Source organism: Halomonas sp. DP5N14-9 (assembly GCF_019802175.1).
GTDB lineage: Bacteria > Pseudomonadota > Gammaproteobacteria > Pseudomonadales > Halomonadaceae > Halomonas > Halomonas litopenaei.
The window spans coordinates 81,501-97,914 of record NZ_JAHVHR010000029.1 but is presented as its reverse complement, the minus strand read 5'-3'; the positions used below and the strand labels follow the sequence as shown (position 1 = coordinate 97,914).

The following is a 16,414-nucleotide window of genomic DNA, read 5'->3' as shown; positions in this document are numbered from 1 at the left end:
CGTCTTAGTTGACGGAATCCTTCAGAGCCTTGCCGGCCTTGAAGCTCGGCACCTTGGCGGCACTGATTTCGATCGGCTGACCGGTCTGCGGGTTGCGGCCGGTACGTGCAGCGCGCTCCTTGACGGAGAAGGTACCAAAGCCAACCAGTGAAACGCTGTCGCCCTGCTTCAGGCTCTCGGTCACGGATTCCACCATAGCATCCAGCGCGCGAGAAGCGGCGGCCTTCGGAATATCGGCAGACGCGGCAATGGCATCAATCAGCTCGGACTTGTTCACACTTCACCCCTTGACTATTACAGAAAAAAATTCGAAACGGCGATACTTCTTGCCGACAGGCTCGATCGCAGCATGGCGATAATTTATAGCAATGCTGCAAAAGACCTGTCAAGCAACCTTCCTTGCCAATCCGCATGAACTCGGCATTCTACACCCAAGATCATGGAAAAAACGTCACTAGTGTGTGCTGACCATTGAGTGTGTCGCAGACGACTCTGTCGACAGTGAATCGTCGGTTTTATGATCCACCTTTTGTGACAGAGCGAGCTCGAGCACTTCATCAATCCAGCGAACCGGATGGATCGTCAGAGCATCCTTGATATTTTCAGGGACCTCCTTGAGATCGCGACGGTTCTCCTCGGGTATTAGCACCGTCTTTATACCACCGCGCCTGGCCGCCAGCAATTTCTCCTTGAGCCCACCGATCGGCATGACTTCGCCTCTCAGGTTGACTTCACCGGTCATCGCAACGTCGCAACGCACAGGACGGTTGCAGAAAGCCGAGACCATGGCGGTCACCATGGCGATACCCGCGCTGGGGCCGTCCTTGGGGGTGGCTCCCTCCGGCACGTGGATATGCAGGTCTTCCTTCTCGAACCGCTCGGGATCGATCCCCAGCGCCTCGGCGCGGGCCCGCACCACCGTCTGGGCGGCACTCACCGACTCCTTCATGACGTCACCCAGTGAACCGGTCTTGTTGAGACGCCCCTTGCCAGGCGTCACCACCGACTCGATATTGAGCAACTCACCTCCCACCGAGGTCCAGGCGAGTCCGGTCACACGACCGACCTGGTCCTGCTGGTCGGCCAGACCGTAGCTGTAACGCCGCACGCCAGCGTAGGCTTCGATATCCTCGGCCGCCAGCGTCTGCGAGCCCAGGGCACCTTCCTTGCCTTCCTTCTCGAGCCGCTCACGCAACACCTTGCGACTGACCTTGGCGATCTGCCGCTCGAGCTCGCGAACGCCGGCTTCGCGGGTGTAGTAGCGAATCAGCTCCAGCAGCGCATCCTCACCAAAGCTCAGCTCATCTTCCTTGAAGCCATTGGCGGCCAGCTGCTTGGGCACCAGATAGCGCGTGGCAATGGCCAGCTTCTCATCCTCGGTGTACCCCGGGAGGCGTATCACCTCCATGCGGTCCAGCAGCGGCCCCGGAATATTCATCGAGTTGGCGGTACAGATGAACAGGGTTTCCGACAGATCGTAGTCCAGCTCCAGGTAGTGGTCACTGAAGGTGTTGTTCTGTTCGGGGTCCAGCACCTCAAGCAGCGCAGACGCAGGATCTCCACGATGATCCATGCCAACCTTGTCGACCTCATCAAGCAGGAACAACGGGTTCTTCACCCCCGCCTTGGCCATGCGCTGGATCGGCTTTCCGGGCAGAGAGCCGATATAGGTCCGGCGATGCCCACGGATTTCCGATTCATCACGCACGCCGCCGAGGGCCAGACGCACATACTTGCGATTGGTCGCCCGGGCGATGGACTTGCCCAGCGAGGTCTTGCCGACGCCGGGAGGCCCCACCAGACACAGCACCGGCCCCTTGAGCTTCTTGACCCGCTTGTGCACGGCCAGATACTCGAGGATGCGTTCCTTGACCTCATCCAGTCCATAGTGGTCCTCGTCGAGCACCTTCTGGGCATTGATCAGATCGTGCTTGACCCGGGTACGTTTCTTCCACGGTACCGACACCAGCCAGTCGAGGTAAGAGCGCACCACCGTCGCCTCCGCCGAGGAAGGTGACATCATGCGCAACTTGCCGAGCTCCTGGTTGGCCTTGTCGGCGGCCTCCTTGGGCATCCCGGAGTCCTTGATGGCCTGCTCGTACTTGTCGGCCTCGTTTGGCGCGTTCTCGAGCTCGCCCATCTCCTTCTGGATGGCCTTCATCTGCTCGTTGAGGTAGTACTCGCGCTGGGACTTCTCCATCTGGTCCTTGACCCTGGAGCGAATGCGCTTCTCTACCTGCAGCAGGTCGATCTCGGCTTCGATCAGCGCCATCAGGTGCTCGATACGATCGCGGACGCGATCCATCTCGAGCAATTCCTGCTTGTCGCCGATCTTCAGCGACAGATGGGCGCAGATCGTATCCACCAGGCGGCTGGGATCCTCGATCCCGGACAGCGAATTCAGTACCTCGTTGGGCACCTTCTTCGACATCTTGACGTACTGCTCGAACTGGTTGAGCAGCACCCGCACCAACGACTCCTGCTCACGCTCGCTCAGGGGCTCGCTGGAACGCAGTATCACCTGGGCCGTGGAGTAACCCTCTTCGGCTACCGAGATCTCACCGATATCGGCGCGAGACTCGCCCTCGATCAGCACCTTGACGGTACCGTCCGGGAGTTTCAGCAGCTGCATGATCTCGGCTACCGTGCCGATGGCGAACAGATCTTCGTCATCGGGATCATCCTTGCTCGCCTCACGCTGGGCGACCAGCAAGACCCGCTTGTCATCCGCCATGGCGGCTTCCAGCGCTTGAATCGACTTCTCTCTGCCGACAAACAAGGGGATGACCATCTGCGGGTATACCACCACGTCACGCAGTGGCAAAAGGGGCAGACTCATAGTCTGTTCGGCGTTCTGCTGCATCGCAGACGTTCCTCAAACTTAGCGGGTGAAACCTAAGGGGATGGGGGCAGCCCCGAGGCATTGCAAGGGGAAACGCCTAGCCGAATCGCCATCGAAGGCTCCGGCAGACAAAGGGGCCGCGTCTGCGGCCCCTTTTGACGGCGTCGCGGGAAGCGCTGACGGACTAGCCGTCGGTGCCGTCCACGCGAGTGTCTTCCTCAGCGTCGCTGGCCTGGCTGTAGATCAGCAGGGGATCACTCTCCCCACCAATGACAGAGGCGTCGATAACCACCTTGCTGACGCCCTCGAGAGAGGGAATCTCGTACATGGTGTCGAGCAGCACCGACTCGAGAATCGAACGTAGGCCACGGGCGCCGGTCTTGCGCGCCATTGCCTTGTGGGCCACCGCGCGCAGGGCATCCTCGCGGAAGTCCAGCTCGACGCCTTCCATGTCGAACAACCGAGCGTACTGCTTGACCAGCGAGTTCTTCGGCTCGGTCAGAATCTGAATCAGTGCGTCTTCGGTCAGCTCGGTCAAGGTTGCGATGACCGGCAGACGTCCGACGAACTCGGGAATCAGGCCGAACTTGACCAGATCCTCGGGTTCCACGTCCAGCAGCAGATCGCCGACACCCTTGGTCTCATCCTTGCTCTTGACCTCGGCATTGAAGCCAATGCCACCGGTCTCGGCACGATCCCGGATAACCTTGTCGAGGCCGGCGAAGGCACCGCCGACGATAAACAGGATATTGCCGGTATCGACCTGCAGAAACTCCTGCTGCGGATGCTTGCGACCACCTTGCGGAGGCACCGAGGCCGTGGTGCCCTCGATCAGCTTCAACAGCGCCTGCTGCACGCCCTCGCCGGAAACGTCCCGGGTGATCGACGGATTGTCCGACTTGCGCGAGATCTTGTCGATCTCGTCGATGTAGACAATGCCACGCTCGGCCTTGTCCACGTCGTAGTCGCACTTCTGCAGCAGCTTCTGGATGATGTTCTCGACATCCTCGCCGACGTAGCCCGCTTCGGTCAGCGTGGTGGCATCGGCGATGGTGAAGGGAACATTGAGCAACCGCGCCAGGGTCTCCGCCAGCAGAGTCTTGCCGCTACCGGTGGGCCCGATCAGCAGGATGTTCGACTTGCCGAGCTCGACCTCATCCTTGCCACTGTGACGCAGGCGCTTGTAGTGGTTGTACACGGCCACCGACAGCACCGTCTTGGCGCGGTCCTGACCGATCACGTAGTCATCGAGAGTGTGTCGAATTTCGCGCGGAACGGGCAGACGCTCCTCGTCGCTCTCGGCATCGGCATCGAGAACTTCTTCGCGAATGATGTCGTTGCAGAGATCGACACACTCATCGCAGATATAAACGGACGGACCGGCGATCAGCTTGCGTACTTCGTTCTGGTTCTTGCCACAGAACGAACAATACAGAAGCTTGCCGTTGTCGTCCTTGCCTTTGCCGTCGGCCATTCGCGTACCTCTCTGGCAGCGGTGGCCCCAGGGGCCACCGGTAATCACGTAGTCATCGCGCGAGCTATCACGCTATCAGGATGCCGGGCGCTTATCCAGCACTGCGTCGATCAGGCCATACTCCGCGGCCTGGGCGCCGTTCATGAAGTTGTCGCGATCGGTATCCTTGGCGATGGTCTCGATATCCTGGCCGGTGTGGTGCGCCAGGATCTGGTTCAGTCGCTCGCGGATGCCCAGAATTTCACGGGTGTGAATCTCGATGTCCGAGGCCTGCCCCTGATAGCCACCCAGCGGCTGGTGGATCATCATCCGCGAGTTGGGCAGGCAATAGCGCTTGCCAGCGGCACCACCAGCCAGCAGCAGGGCTCCCATGCTCGCCGCCTGACCGATACAGACGGTCGAGACGTCAGGCTTGATGAACTGCATGGTGTCGTAGATGGACATCCCCGCCGTCACCGAACCGCCGGGCGAATTGATGTAAAGGTGGATGTCCTTGTCCGGGTTCTCGGACTCCAGGAACAACAGCTGGGCGACCAGCAGGTTGGCCATATAGTCTTCGACCGGCCCCACCAGGAAGATCACCCGCTCCTTCAACAGCCGGGAGTAGATGTCGTAGGCACGCTCGCCGCGGGCGCTCTGCTCGACCACCATGGGCACAAGGCCGCCGGCAGCGTTGATATCGAACTCGGTGTTCATGAGGAGATGTCCTTGTTTCCTTGCGTGACAAAACGACGAAGCCGGCCCGACGGGGCCGGCCAGGAGAGGCGCCTCAAGCGTCCTCGCCTTCCTCCGCCTCGTCGCCCGGCTGCTGCTGCGCGGCAGCCAGGGCCTGCTGGTAGGACATTTCCACGTCCTTCACATTGGCCTGATCGAGCAAAGCGTCGACGGCCTTTTCTTCCAGCAGTGCAGACTTGACCTGGGTCTTCATCTGCTCGTTGCCCATATAGTACTCGACGACCTGCTCGGGCTCCTGATACTGCTGTGCAAGCTCCTCGACCTTTGCCTTGATCTCGTCGTCGGAAGCATCCAGCTCGTTGACCTTGATCACCTCAGCCAGCAGCAGACCGACCTGCACGCGGCTCTTGGCCTGTTCGGTAAACAGCTCGTTGGGCAACTGGCTGACGTCGAAGTCCTCGCCCAGACCAAACTGCTGCGCCGCCTGACGCTTGAGGCCATCGACCTCCTGCTGGACCAGCGACTCGGGAACGGGGATCTCGTTGGCCTGCTTGAGGGCCTCGAGCACCTGCTGCTTGACGCGATTCTCGACCGCCTGGTCAGCCTCACGGCTCATGTTCTTCTTGACCTCGGCGCGGAACGCCTCGACGTCACCACCTTCGACACCGAATTTCTCGATGAATTCCGCATCGACTTCCGGCAGCGCCTGGCCCTTGACCGCGTTGACCTTGACCTTGAAGGTCGCTTCCTGGCCGGCCAGCTGCTCTGCCTGGTAGTCCTCGGGGAAGGTCACGCTGATGACCTTGTCCTCACCCGCCTTGGCACCTTCGAGCTGATCCTCGAAGCCCGGGATGAAGCTGCCGGAACCCAGCACCAGATCGTGGCTCTCGGCGCTGCCGCCTTCAAACGGCTCGTCACCCAGGAAGCCCTGGAAGTCGATATTGACCTGATCGCCCTGCTCTGCAGCACGCTCAACCTCTTCCCAGGCAGCGTTCTGCTTGCGCAGCGTCTCGATCATCTCGTCGACGTCGGCATCGGTCACTTCAACCACCGGACGCTCGACCTCGGCGCCTTCAATGGTCGCCAGCTCGAACTCAGGATAGACCTCGAGGGTGGCAGTGAACTCCAGGTCCTTGCCGGTCTCGTTGACGGTGGCTTCGATCTGCGGGTAGCCGGCCGGATTGAGCTTCTCATCGGTAATGGCGCGAACATAGCGCTCACGCATGACCTCGCCCACCACCTCGTTGCGCACATCAGCACCATAGCGCTGGCGGATGACCGACATCGGCACCTTGCCCTTGCGGAAACCGTCGAGACGAACGTTCTTGGCGGCATCCTTGAGACGGGCGGCGACGGCCTCGTCGATCTCGGCGGCCGGCACCTGGACGTTGATGCGGCGTTCGATCTGGGAGGTCGTATCGACGGAAACTTGCATGAATAATCCTCTACCGACTGGGGGCGTACTGAAAAATTGAAAACGTCAAAGGGGAGATTCTAAGAATCCCGCCGGGCACTGGCAAGCGCCAACGCCCACAACATGGGGCCTGGCATGTCTTTTACAAGGGGCTATCGGAAAATTCGTGGCCACCGAATGACGACACGACCGCCGCCGAGGGCGAAACACAGGCACGACAAAACGCCGGACAAGCAACTTTGCCTGCCAGCTTCAGATTCGACAACGACTTGTTCAAGAAAGAAACTCGGGGAAGGAATCAGGTTGATGGGGTGGATGATGGGGATCGAACCCACGACCACCGGAGCCACAATCCGGGGCTCTACCACTGAGCTACATCCACCACAACCTGTCAGCTACCGAACCCACGTTCGGGCTTGACCACACTTGCATCGCCTGAATGGGGTGGATGATGGGGATCGAACCCACGACCACCGGAGCCACAATCCGGGGCTCTACCACTGAGCTACATCCACCATATCAGGACAACACCGCTACAACCTTTGCGCGAGCCTGTCAAAAGCAGCTACCAGCAAACTTCACTGGCGCGCCCAGCAGGACTCGAACCTGCAACCTACGGCTTAGAAGGCCGTTGCTCTATCCGGTTGAGCTATAGGCGCATTCTACAGAACCGAACTCTTCACCACAACCCGCTTTTCGAGAAAAACTTCTTCTCCAACAAGCTGTTGTGGTCGGGGTGGAGGGATTCGAACCCCCGACATCCTGCTCCCAAAGCAGGCGCGCTACCAGACTGCGCTACACCCCGCCGGCCAGCCGCTCGGCCATGCAAACCGCCGAAGCAGTCTCTGCAAGCGCTGCGTATTCTACGGAACTTTCCCGCCAAGTCAACAGGCTACCGAGACATTCCTGTTGTCATTCGGGCTCAAGCTTTGCCTGGATGGCGGAGCGTGCGAAAATCCGTGGCCGCCAATTTCATCCAGCACACCCACTTCTGACCGAGGGAACCCCATGACCGCCCAGCTCATCGATGGCAAGTCCATTGCCGCCACAGTACGCCAGCAGGTCGCCCGTCAGGTACAGGCGCGGATCGATGCCGGAGAACGCATCCCGGGGCTTGCTGTGGTGCTGGTCGGTGAAGACCCCGCCTCCCACGTCTATGTACGCAACAAGCATCGCGCCTGCGAGCAGGCGGGTATTTCATCTGTTCAACACGCCCTGCCCGCTTCCACATCACAGGCAGAGCTCGAAGCCCTGGTCGACCAGCTCAACGCCGACGCATCCATCGATGGCATTCTGGTTCAACTTCCGCTGCCCGACCACCTGGACGCTCGCCCTATCCTCGAGCGCATCCTGCCAAGCAAGGACGTGGACGGCTTCCATCCCTACAACCTGGGACGGCTGGCCCAACGTCTGCCGCTGCTGCGCCCCTGCACCCCCAAGGGCGTGATGACGCTGCTGCATCACTCGGGTCTAGCGGTGCGAGGCCTCGACGCCACGGTGGTCGGTGCCTCCAATATCGTGGGACGGCCGATGGCACTGGAATTGATGCTGGCGGGCTGCACGACCACCGTCTGTCACCGCTTTACCCGTGACCTCGAGGCCCAGGTACGCAAGGCGGAACTGCTGGTGGTTGCGGTCGGAAAACCAGGACTGGTGAAAGGCGAATGGGTACGTGACGGCGCGATCGTCATCGATGTGGGCATCAATCGACAGGAAGATGGGCGCCTGGTGGGCGACGTCGACTTCGACGAGGCCGCCCGACGTGCAGGTCACATCACACCGGTCCCGGGTGGCGTTGGCCCGATGACGGTAGCCAGCCTGCTGGAAAACACCTTGATGGCCGCAGACATTCATGACGGCCAGCATCGCGAAACTCCCGACGGCTGAACCTGCACTTGCGACATCCATGCGTGATGGACTCAATTGACGTAGCATCGCGCCCATCCAACACAGGATCACGGAGACACTCCATGAGCGACAAGAAGATGAATGTCGAGAGCTTCAACCTCGACCACACCAAGGTTCGCGCCCCCTATGTGCGTCTGGCAGATATCAAGACCGGCGCCAACGGCGATCGCATCCACAAGTATGACTTGCGGATTTGCCAGCCCAACAAGGAGCACATGGAGATGCCTGCCCTGCACTCCCTGGAGCACTTGATGGCCGAGCTGTCGCGCAACCACTCGGACAAGGTTGTCGATATCAGCCCCATGGGCTGCCAGACCGGCTTTTATATCGCCATGATCAACCACGACGACTACGACGACGTGCTGGCACTGATCGAGGGTACGCTCAACGACGTGCTGTCAGCGACCGAAGTTCCTGCCTGCAACGAAATGCAGTGTGGCTGGGCCGCATCCCACAGCCTGGAAGGCGCCCAGGAGCTGGCAAAAGGCCTGCTGGCCAAGCGTGACGAGTGGCACCAGGTCTTCGCCTGAGCCGAAGCTCCACCTCAAGAGGAATCGCATGAAACGCATTGGCATCATCGGAGCCATGGCGCAGGAAGTCGCCCAACTGGCGGCCCAGCTGGAAGACGTCAGGACCCGCACCCACGTCGGCTCCACCTTCTACATCGGCCGCCTGCATGGGGTCGAGGTCGTACTGCTGCAATCCGGGATCGGCAAGGTCAACGCCGCCATCGGGGCGACGCTGCTGCTGGACAACTACCAGCCCGAGGCGATCATCAACACGGGTTCCGCAGGCGGGTTCGGCGAAGGACTGTCGATCGGCGACGTGGTGGTGTCCAGCGAGGTGCGCCACCACGATGTCGACGCGGTGGTATTCGGCTACGAACATGGCCAGGTGCCCAATATGCCGGCGGCCTATCTCCCGGATGAACGCCTGGTTCGGGTGGCACGGGACTGCGTCGAAGGCATGGCTGAGGTCAAGGTGGTCGAGGGCCTGATCGCGACCGGCGACGTCTTCATGGCGTGCCCCGATCTTGTCTCGCGCACCCGCAACCGCTTTCCCACCATGCTGGCGGCAGAAATGGAGGCGGCCGCGATTGCCCAGACCTGCCACCTCTACGGTTGCCCCTTCGTGGTGATTCGCGCCTTGTCCGATATCGCCGGGCAAGGTGACAACCACCTGTCCTTCGAGGAATTCCTCGAGCAGGCGGCTGATCACTCCAGCCGTATGGTGACGGCAATGGTGCAACGGCTGGCGTCACCGCAACCTGCCGTTGACCGACAGCAGCCGGCCTGACAACTCTGTCTCGCCAGAAAGCACTGCCGTCATCCTGACAGCACGCCCGGCTACAGCCGGGCGTGCTGCCACTCGCTCAACCGATATCCGGCTGTGAACTCTCCAGCAGCCTGACCAGAAAGTCGTCACTGCTTCCGTCCATGGACACCCCCGTTAGCGTCACCTGAACATCCGCATTGCTGCCGTCCTGCAAGAGCCCTCCATCGAGCTTCACGTGGACCACGGTGTCTTCGCCATCTGCGATGGCCAGGACCTTTTCACCACCTTCCAGATCACCAATGTCTTCGAGCAACTCTCTTAGATCCAGCATATTGCCCAAGACATCGACCGCAGTGGCGTAGGAGCTGTCAGCGCTGGACGCAGGCTCTCCCAGACTCCAGGCCAGCTCATCCTCTTCCGCCAACAGCGGTAGCGCGGCTGCTCGGCTTGACCCTGCCATCGCGGCCCCGAAGCCCTCCGGATCGATGCCGGTGATGGTTGGCGTATCGTCATTGATCACCACCTCAAGCGTCCCGCTCACTGTCGAGCCATCCTTGTCGGTAGTGGCGTAGCCCAACTCGAGCGACAGATCGCTTTCCTGGCCGCCCTTCGGGTGGTCGACATCCTTGCTCAGGTAGACCACCACATCACCGGCCTCGGCATCCACCAGACTAATGGTCAGGACCCGCTCGCCATCAGCATCATTGCCCATCACGGTGTAGCCGTCTGAACTCACCACAAACTCGACTGGAGAGTCTCGGCTGGTCAACTCAGGCAGCCCGTCGAGATCCCAGCGGAAAGCACCCTGCACGGCAGCACCATCAGCCCCAGCGTCGAACCCGAGGTTGGCGCTCGCGCTGTCGTTGCAGCCGGTGTTCACCACCTCGGTTCCCGGGGCGTCGCCGGGACCGCCGGCGATACCTTTGGGCAGGCTGTGCTCGTCGAGCAGGCCCTTTCCCCTATCTACTCGAGCCACTCGCGTCGGCACTGTTACCAGAACACTCCCCTCTTCAAGGCGATCTCCCGCCAAGGCCACCTTCAGATTTCCTTCGGCGTCTTTTATCCAGACGCCTCCTGAAGCGGCGACGATTACGGCATCTTCCATGACACTTTACCTGTCCCTAATGCGATTTCATCCATACAACACTAAAAATGACAGGCAAGGGAGCACACGCACCGTACTAAAGAACAATCCTCGCACAAACGAAGGAAGAAATAGCGAAGCTGCAAAGCAAAACATGACAAAGCGTCAGCAGCTGGATCATGCCTCCTTTCCCGGCTTCGCTCGGACCACCACAGCCATCTCTGGCTGCTTCTGAAGGAAAGTCCTGCTGTTGATACTCGAATGTGAACTGACGCATACAAAAAGGGCCTGGCATCGCCAGGCCCTTTTGCAAAACGCATCGTCACTCGACGATCAATTGTCCATCATCAAGCATCTGCTGCAGCACCTGTTCACCACTTCCGGCCACACCGAGGCCGCCCAGTTCGATGGTCAGATCAGCGTTGTTCCCGGACGCGTCAATCCCGCCATCGGTCTTGATCTTCAGGAGAATATCCTCGCCTTCGTCGACAGCCACCAGATAGCTGGACAGGTCCGACGCAGCGCCATCGATCAACAGACCGCTCAGATCGAGCTTGTCAGCTTGATCGGTGGTTCCGAGAGTGAAGTCCTCGATACGATCAACAGAAGGGACCTCGGCGTCTGCGGCATCCCATACAAATTGATCACTATCCAGGCCTCCCCACAGAACATCGTCTCCTTTACCGCCCACCAGAACATCCTGCCCTGCCCCGCCTATCAGGACATCATCGCCCTCTTCACCATATAGCTCATCGATACCACCGTCCTGGCGCTCAAGGTTCATCAGTGAATCTACGTTGGCCAGAACATACGCCTTGACCTCATCAGTCGTTGGCGCGGTGCCATTGCCAAAATCGGGAGACCACTTCAGAAACTCATAGAGGCCTTCATAACCTAGACCATTGTGCTCACCCGATGAAAACTCCTCCCCGGAATCGCCGTTAACCCATTCGAGATCATCGGAGTTGACCGTGTCACCGAATACAAGATCATCCCCCGCCCCGGCAAACACCTGGTCACTCCCCAAGGGTTCTAGATCCGAGGTACTTGACCCCGTATCAAGAGCAAGATTTAGATCTTCCTCGGTGTTGACCACGTTGATCTCACCGGCGGAGCCGGTATAGGTATTGCCGTCTTCCAACGCAGTCTCGACGTCACTCGCCAGGATGTCGGTATTGTCAAAATGGCGGATGTAATCAACCAGACTATCTTCCCCTATGCCGATCCCGTGGACCGAATCAGCCACTTCGAGCAGTGCTTCGAAGGACGCCACCGATTCCTCCACCGCCACAAGAGAACCGGGCTCCAGCGGTTCGGGTATCACCAGCTTGCCATCCTCGTCCAGCCAGATTGTCGGTAGCCCGTCGGTGACAAAGACCGCCGTTGACTCGAAGCTGTTGATATCCGACATGCGGGTGAAGAAGTCCGTACTGGCAACGAAGCCTGCATCGAAATTGGTGGATCCCTTGGCTTCCATACCGAGGATATAGGCCCTGGCCGCAGCCAGGTCAGCACTACTGAAGTCTTCGAACACGACAGGATTTCGTGCTACGCCGTCGAAATCGATCAGTTGAAGATTCAAGGTACCTTCGAAGTCTGCCAGGGTCTCGAGCTGTCGCAGCATTGCTGCCTTCAGCAGCTCGAGGCGGGTATAGTTGCCCGATCCATCCGGCCTGGGCGTATCGACTTCTGCATTCATGCTGACCGACGAGTCGAGAATAAAGGAGAGGTTATAGTTGCCTGCTGGGTCGATGATGATCGTTGCCCCACCCTTGTCCGCGATGACGACATCGTCGCCCCCACCCGTGGTGATAGTATTGTTGGCATTGTTGCTCACCACGAGCTCGCCCGGGCCTGACAGGATCAAGGAAAGCTCACCGGACGCCTTGTCACCGTCGCCATCGGCAGCCTCGAGGGGCAGCGGCACCGATGCGTCTCCTGGCGCAGCCCCACGGACGATGTCCACGCTGCCAAGCCCAAAGGGTTCACCGTTCCCGCCTTCGATGATGATGGCCTGGATGCCCTCGGCGCTGTTGATGACAAACGACCAGCCATCCTGCAAGCCTTCAACCTTGAGATCCCCATCGATGACATCGATCTGAACCTCCGACGTCACATCCACGCCCCGTTGATCGAGAATGCGCAGGTCCCCGGCCGACAGCGGCAGAGGCTCATCTTCCCCCTGCTGTGACGAGTAGGCCCGGGCACTGAGCAGCAGGGTGGCTCGCGCGTTGTCAGCGCCAGCCATCGAGATACTCTGGCGAAACTCGCCGACGCGCACATGTGAGTCCCAGGACACCACACCGCCGGTTTCCTCGGCCCCCGCGACCATATCGACACGCAGCTGGTCTCCTTCATCAATCTGTCCCGCCCCGACGATGAGTGATCCGTCGGCAATCGCAACGCCGGCCACCGCGGAGAACACCAGCTGCGAATCAAGACCGCCCTCGGAGACATCCAGCACACCCTGGGTCGCGCTCTGCGAAATGGCGGTCGCCACGATGTCACCATCAAGCCGAGTGAAAACAGACAGCTCACCTTCCCCGACAACGAGACGGGCCTGATTGCTTGATTCATCCAGCACCACGCTGAAGCCTACCTGTCCGGTGGCTGTCACCGCCTCCAGCTCGACCCCATTGTCGGCCAGCCTCCAGGACAGTGGTCCGCCATCCAACATGATGGTGTTGCCATTGACGTCTTCCACCGGCGCCCCATCCAGCGCACCGTCGAAGCGGATCGGGGCCCCTTGCCCATCCGCACCATACCCGCCCGGAAGTGCCAGTTCTCCAGTGCTGCCATTTTCAAGCAGTAAAGCTTCCGAGACGATGCCCTCCGGCGCATCATCATCGATGCGAATGTCGAGCTGGCCGGATGCCTCGCTACCGTCAACATCGGCGACGGTGTAACCGACCGACATGGCCAGATCGTCCTCGGTGGAATTTTCCGGATGGTCGAGCGGACGCAGCAGGCTCACCTCGAAGGCACCGCTGGCAAGGTCTGTCAGGGTGATGCGCAGCGCCTCTTCGCCCGCTGCCGTGGCCGCCACCAGGCTCAGGCCATCATCCGTCACGGCAAAATTCAGCACCTCACCGCGCGAGCTCAACGCCGGCAGACCCACCTGCGACCAGGCGAAGGCGCCGCTGACTGCCGGGCCGTCGTCGCCGAAGTCGTAGCCGAGCGCACCGGTGATGACCGTGGCCTCGCCCGCGACATCGCCATCACCGCCGGGGATACCGCCATCCAGGCCGTCCTCATCGAGCACCACCTCGGCAGGCGCCGCATCCGGATCACCGCCATCCGTTGGGGTGGTGGGCCCCGATGCGTCCAGGATCTCGCCACTGATATCCAGTTCGACGACGTCACCGTCACCATCGGTCACGCGAAGCACGACATCGACGTTCTGCGGCGTACTGTTGTCGAGTCCGCTGGCTGCCGTAAAGGACCAGCTACCGTCACCTCTCAGGGTCAGGTCGCCCTGCGCCAGGGTCAACGTGGTCTGCTCGTCACTGCCAGGCAGACTGGAAAAGCTCAGGGGCGCCCCATTGATCAGTACGTCGATGACGGAGAGTCCATCCGCGCCGGGGCTCAGAGACCAGTTGCCTTCGACGGTGGCGCCCTCGGCCACCTGGATAACGCCTGAGCTGGCGTTGGCGTCGATCAGGGTGTTCCCCGTGGTCACCGACGCCACCGGGGTATCATCATCGATGCGAATGTCGAGCTGGCCGGATGCCTCGCTACCGTCAACATCGGCGACGGTGTAACCGACCGACATGGCCAGATCGTCCTCGGTGGAATTTTCCGGATGGTCGAGCGGACGCAGCAGGCTCACCTCGAAGGCACCGCTGGCGAGGTCTGTCAGGGTGATGCGCAGCGCCTCTTCGCCCGCTGCCGTGGCCGCCACCAGGCTCAGGCCATCATCCGACACGGCGAAATTCAGCACCTCACCGCTGGAGCTCAACGCCGGCAGACCCACCTGCGACCAGGCAAAGGCGCCGCTGACTGCCGGCCCGTCGTCGCCGAAGTCGTAACCGAGCACACCGGTGATGACCGTGGCTTCGCCCGCGACATCGCCATCACCGCCCGGGTTGCCATCGTCCAGGCCATCCTCATCGAGCACCACCTCGGCCGGTGCCGCATCCGGATCACCGCCATCCGTGGGTGTGGTCGGGACTGTTGCGTCGAAGATCTCGATACGCTGGTGAGCATCGGCTTGATCACCGTCTCCGTCGGTCTGTACCAGACTGAACTCCACCGACGGTGATGCTCCCTGATCGAGTCCGACGGCAGCGGTGAATGACCAACTTCCGTCAGCCTTCACGATCAACCGTCCTTCCTCGAGCACGATCTCCTGTCCCAGCGCAAAGGACTCATCGATGCCAGCGACCGACACAACGAGACTGGCCACACCATCGGCACCATCAACGGCGCTCCAGCTCCCCTCGATGGTACTGCCTTCCCCCACCTCGGCGGGACCGCCCAGCTCGATGCCGGGAACATCATCGAGAATCAGCACATCCAGGCTGGCAGTGCGGCCGTCACCATCGACATCCGTCACCGTCACTTCGATCTGCTCCAGGAAGCCGCCATCGGTGGCCCCCTGCGTCTCGTCATTGTCGACGGTATTGGTCAGCTCAAAGTGGTAAAGCACGGTCCCGCCAGTGGCGTCACCCTGAAAACCATCAAGCCAGAGGATGCCATGGGGCGTATCGAGGGACCTGGGAGTCCCCTCCAGGGCCTGAAGGTCCGCCAGCGTCAAGGAGAGCGTCCCTCCCAACGTCAGCGCGCCGAGACCATCGGGAGTGTCGAAGTTGAAACTGCTGGACTGCGCCAAGGCGTCCGCCGATGGACGACTACCCTGGGCTAGCGCAGACTCTCGTACCACGAGCTCGGCACCTTCCAGCCCCCCCGGAAGATCACCAGCGTCTGGGTCTATACCGGAGCCGTCTGGACCACCTTCCAAGCCGCCTAGGCTGACATCGTTGTCTTCTTCCTCTTTGCCACCGTCCTCGCCAGGGTTGTCGCCATCGACGATATCTCCCAGGAATAGTCGGGGTTCCTGTCCATCGGACGAGTCCAGGCCGTACTCGAAGGCGAGTGGAGAAACCTGCTCGAGAATACGCAAAAGACGGACGAAAGAATGCCCATTGTCGTTGCCGGGGCCAGCACCCGGACCCGCGTCAGGCTCGTCGAAGACATCGAAGAGGTCCCGGCCCGATTCCAGCACCTCGAACACCTCTTCCAACTGCTCGTCCTGCAGCAGCGAAGCCTGAATCAACTCGGCCGGGACACTCTGCGCAAGAAGCAACTCATCTGAGGGAAACGATTGGGCGTCGCCCTGGCCCAGCGGTATTTCCATTGTCTCGCCTGATTCAAGCACCAGCGGTAGCTGTCCGGAACTTGACGAAACAACCACTCGCCCGTCATCTCCGGCGACAAGTCGCTGGCCTGGCTGCAGCACATCGCCGGGCCTGGCCACCCGCTGTTCGCCTGCCTGGTCGACAATCCACACACTTCCTGCGGTAGCAATGATATTCATGGGTTTAGCCCCGTGCTTTCTGCTTATTGGGTTTCCACAGAAAATAGGGGCGGCCCCGTGCGGGCGATACTGTCTAGTAGGTCAAGTGGGAGAGTTCTCCATCGGAACAACCCACAAAAGCACAATTAAGAAGTGTTTATTGCAAAATATAAAGATAATCTCTTACTTCAACCAACGACTTTCCCAGACCGAAAAGTAACGGCACT

10 protein-coding genes and 4 tRNA genes are annotated in these 16,414 nt (G+C 60.5%); 3 read left to right on the top strand and 11 right to left on the bottom strand.

Features of this window, described 5'->3' with window-relative positions; translation table 11 throughout:
• Positions 1-4 precede the first annotated feature (4 nt).
• The 9 genes from hupB to KUW00_RS15225 all read right to left on the bottom strand — a co-directional run bounded on the left by hupB (position 5) and on the right by KUW00_RS15225 (position 7,210).
• Positions 5-277 (bottom strand): nucleoid-associated protein HU-beta, encoded by a 273-nt coding sequence (gene hupB / locus KUW00_RS15265; protein ID WP_045993749.1) that lies wholly within the window; start codon positions 275-277, stop codon positions 5-7.
• A gap of 177 nt (positions 278-454) precedes the next feature.
• Complete coding sequence (gene lon, locus KUW00_RS15260) at positions 455-2,863, bottom strand: endopeptidase La (protein ID WP_222569485.1); 2,409 nt, start codon at positions 2,861-2,863, stop codon at positions 455-457.
• 163 nt (positions 2,864-3,026) lie between these two features.
• Positions 3,027-4,316, bottom strand: a complete 1,290-nt coding sequence (clpX, locus tag KUW00_RS15255) for an ATP-dependent Clp protease ATP-binding subunit ClpX (protein WP_045993751.1) — start codon at positions 4,314-4,316, stop codon at positions 3,027-3,029.
• Positions 4,317-4,391: 75 nt separating this feature from the next.
• Positions 4,392-5,012 (bottom strand): ATP-dependent Clp endopeptidase proteolytic subunit ClpP, encoded by a 621-nt coding sequence (clpP, locus tag KUW00_RS15250; RefSeq protein WP_045993752.1) that lies wholly within the window; start codon positions 5,010-5,012, stop codon positions 4,392-4,394.
• Positions 5,013-5,085: 73 nt separating this feature from the next.
• Positions 5,086-6,426 (bottom strand): trigger factor, encoded by a 1,341-nt coding sequence (gene tig / locus KUW00_RS15245; protein ID WP_045993753.1) that lies wholly within the window; start codon positions 6,424-6,426, stop codon positions 5,086-5,088.
• A 286-nt stretch (positions 6,427-6,712) separates the two neighbouring features.
• A tRNA-His gene (locus tag KUW00_RS15240) sits at positions 6,713-6,787 on the bottom strand.
• 58 nt (positions 6,788-6,845) lie between these two features.
• Positions 6,846-6,920, bottom strand: a tRNA-His gene (locus KUW00_RS15235).
• 67 nt (positions 6,921-6,987) lie between these two features.
• Positions 6,988-7,064, bottom strand: a tRNA-Arg gene (locus KUW00_RS15230).
• Between the two features lie 69 nt (positions 7,065-7,133).
• Positions 7,134-7,210, bottom strand: a tRNA-Pro gene (locus tag KUW00_RS15225).
• A 203-nt stretch (positions 7,211-7,413) separates the two neighbouring features.
• Here KUW00_RS15225 and folD point away from each other — a divergent pair.
• The 3 genes from folD to mtnN all read left to right on the top strand — a co-directional run bounded on the left by folD (position 7,414) and on the right by mtnN (position 9,609).
• Complete coding sequence (gene folD / locus KUW00_RS15220; protein WP_045993754.1) at positions 7,414-8,292, top strand: bifunctional methylenetetrahydrofolate dehydrogenase/methenyltetrahydrofolate cyclohydrolase FolD; 879 nt, start codon at positions 7,414-7,416, stop codon at positions 8,290-8,292.
• Positions 8,293-8,375: 83 nt separating this feature from the next.
• On the top strand, positions 8,376-8,843 hold the full coding sequence (locus tag KUW00_RS15215) for an S-ribosylhomocysteine lyase (protein WP_108133369.1): 468 nt from the start codon (positions 8,376-8,378) through the stop codon (positions 8,841-8,843).
• Positions 8,844-8,871: 28 nt separating this feature from the next.
• Positions 8,872-9,609, top strand: a complete 738-nt coding sequence (mtnN, locus tag KUW00_RS15210) for a 5'-methylthioadenosine/S-adenosylhomocysteine nucleosidase (protein WP_045993756.1) — start codon at positions 8,872-8,874, stop codon at positions 9,607-9,609.
• A gap of 76 nt (positions 9,610-9,685) precedes the next feature.
• On the opposite strand, the gene KUW00_RS15205 is transcribed toward mtnN, so the two are convergent.
• Both KUW00_RS15205 and KUW00_RS15200 read right to left on the bottom strand, forming a co-directional pair.
• Positions 9,686-10,693 carry a DUF5801 repeats-in-toxin domain-containing protein gene (locus tag KUW00_RS15205; RefSeq protein WP_124804794.1) on the bottom strand — a complete coding sequence of 336 codons (1,008 nt, stop codon included), beginning with the start codon at positions 10,691-10,693 and terminating at the stop codon, positions 9,686-9,688.
• Between the two features lie 301 nt (positions 10,694-10,994).
• Positions 10,995-16,208, bottom strand: coding sequence for a retention module-containing protein (locus tag KUW00_RS15200; protein ID WP_222569484.1), 5,214 nt, complete (start codon positions 16,206-16,208; stop codon positions 10,995-10,997).
• Positions 16,209-16,414 lie beyond the last annotated feature (206 nt).

Bases quoted from the DNA above. Each gene is read 5' to 3' on its own strand.
- lon (WP_222569485.1), bottom strand. From the start codon at position 2,863: ATGCAGCAGAACGCCGAACAGACTATGAGTCTGCCCCTTTTGCCACTG.
- clpX (WP_045993751.1), bottom strand. From the start codon at position 4,316: ATGGCCGACGGCAAAGGCAAGGACGACAACGGCAAGCTTCTGTATTGT.
- clpP (WP_045993752.1), bottom strand. From the start codon at position 5,012: ATGAACACCGAGTTCGATATCAACGCTGCCGGCGGCCTTGTGCCCATG.
- tig (WP_045993753.1), bottom strand. From the start codon at position 6,426: ATGCAAGTTTCCGTCGATACGACCTCCCAGATCGAACGCCGCATCAAC.
- folD (WP_045993754.1), top strand. From the start codon at position 7,414: ATGACCGCCCAGCTCATCGATGGCAAGTCCATTGCCGCCACAGTACGC.
- KUW00_RS15215 (WP_108133369.1), top strand. From the start codon at position 8,376: ATGAGCGACAAGAAGATGAATGTCGAGAGCTTCAACCTCGACCACACC.
- mtnN (WP_045993756.1), top strand. From the start codon at position 8,872: ATGAAACGCATTGGCATCATCGGAGCCATGGCGCAGGAAGTCGCCCAA.
- KUW00_RS15205 (WP_124804794.1), bottom strand. From the start codon at position 10,693: ATGGAAGATGCCGTAATCGTCGCCGCTTCAGGAGGCGTCTGGATAAAA.
- KUW00_RS15200 (WP_222569484.1), bottom strand. From the start codon at position 16,208: ATGAATATCATTGCTACCGCAGGAAGTGTGTGGATTGTCGACCAGGCA.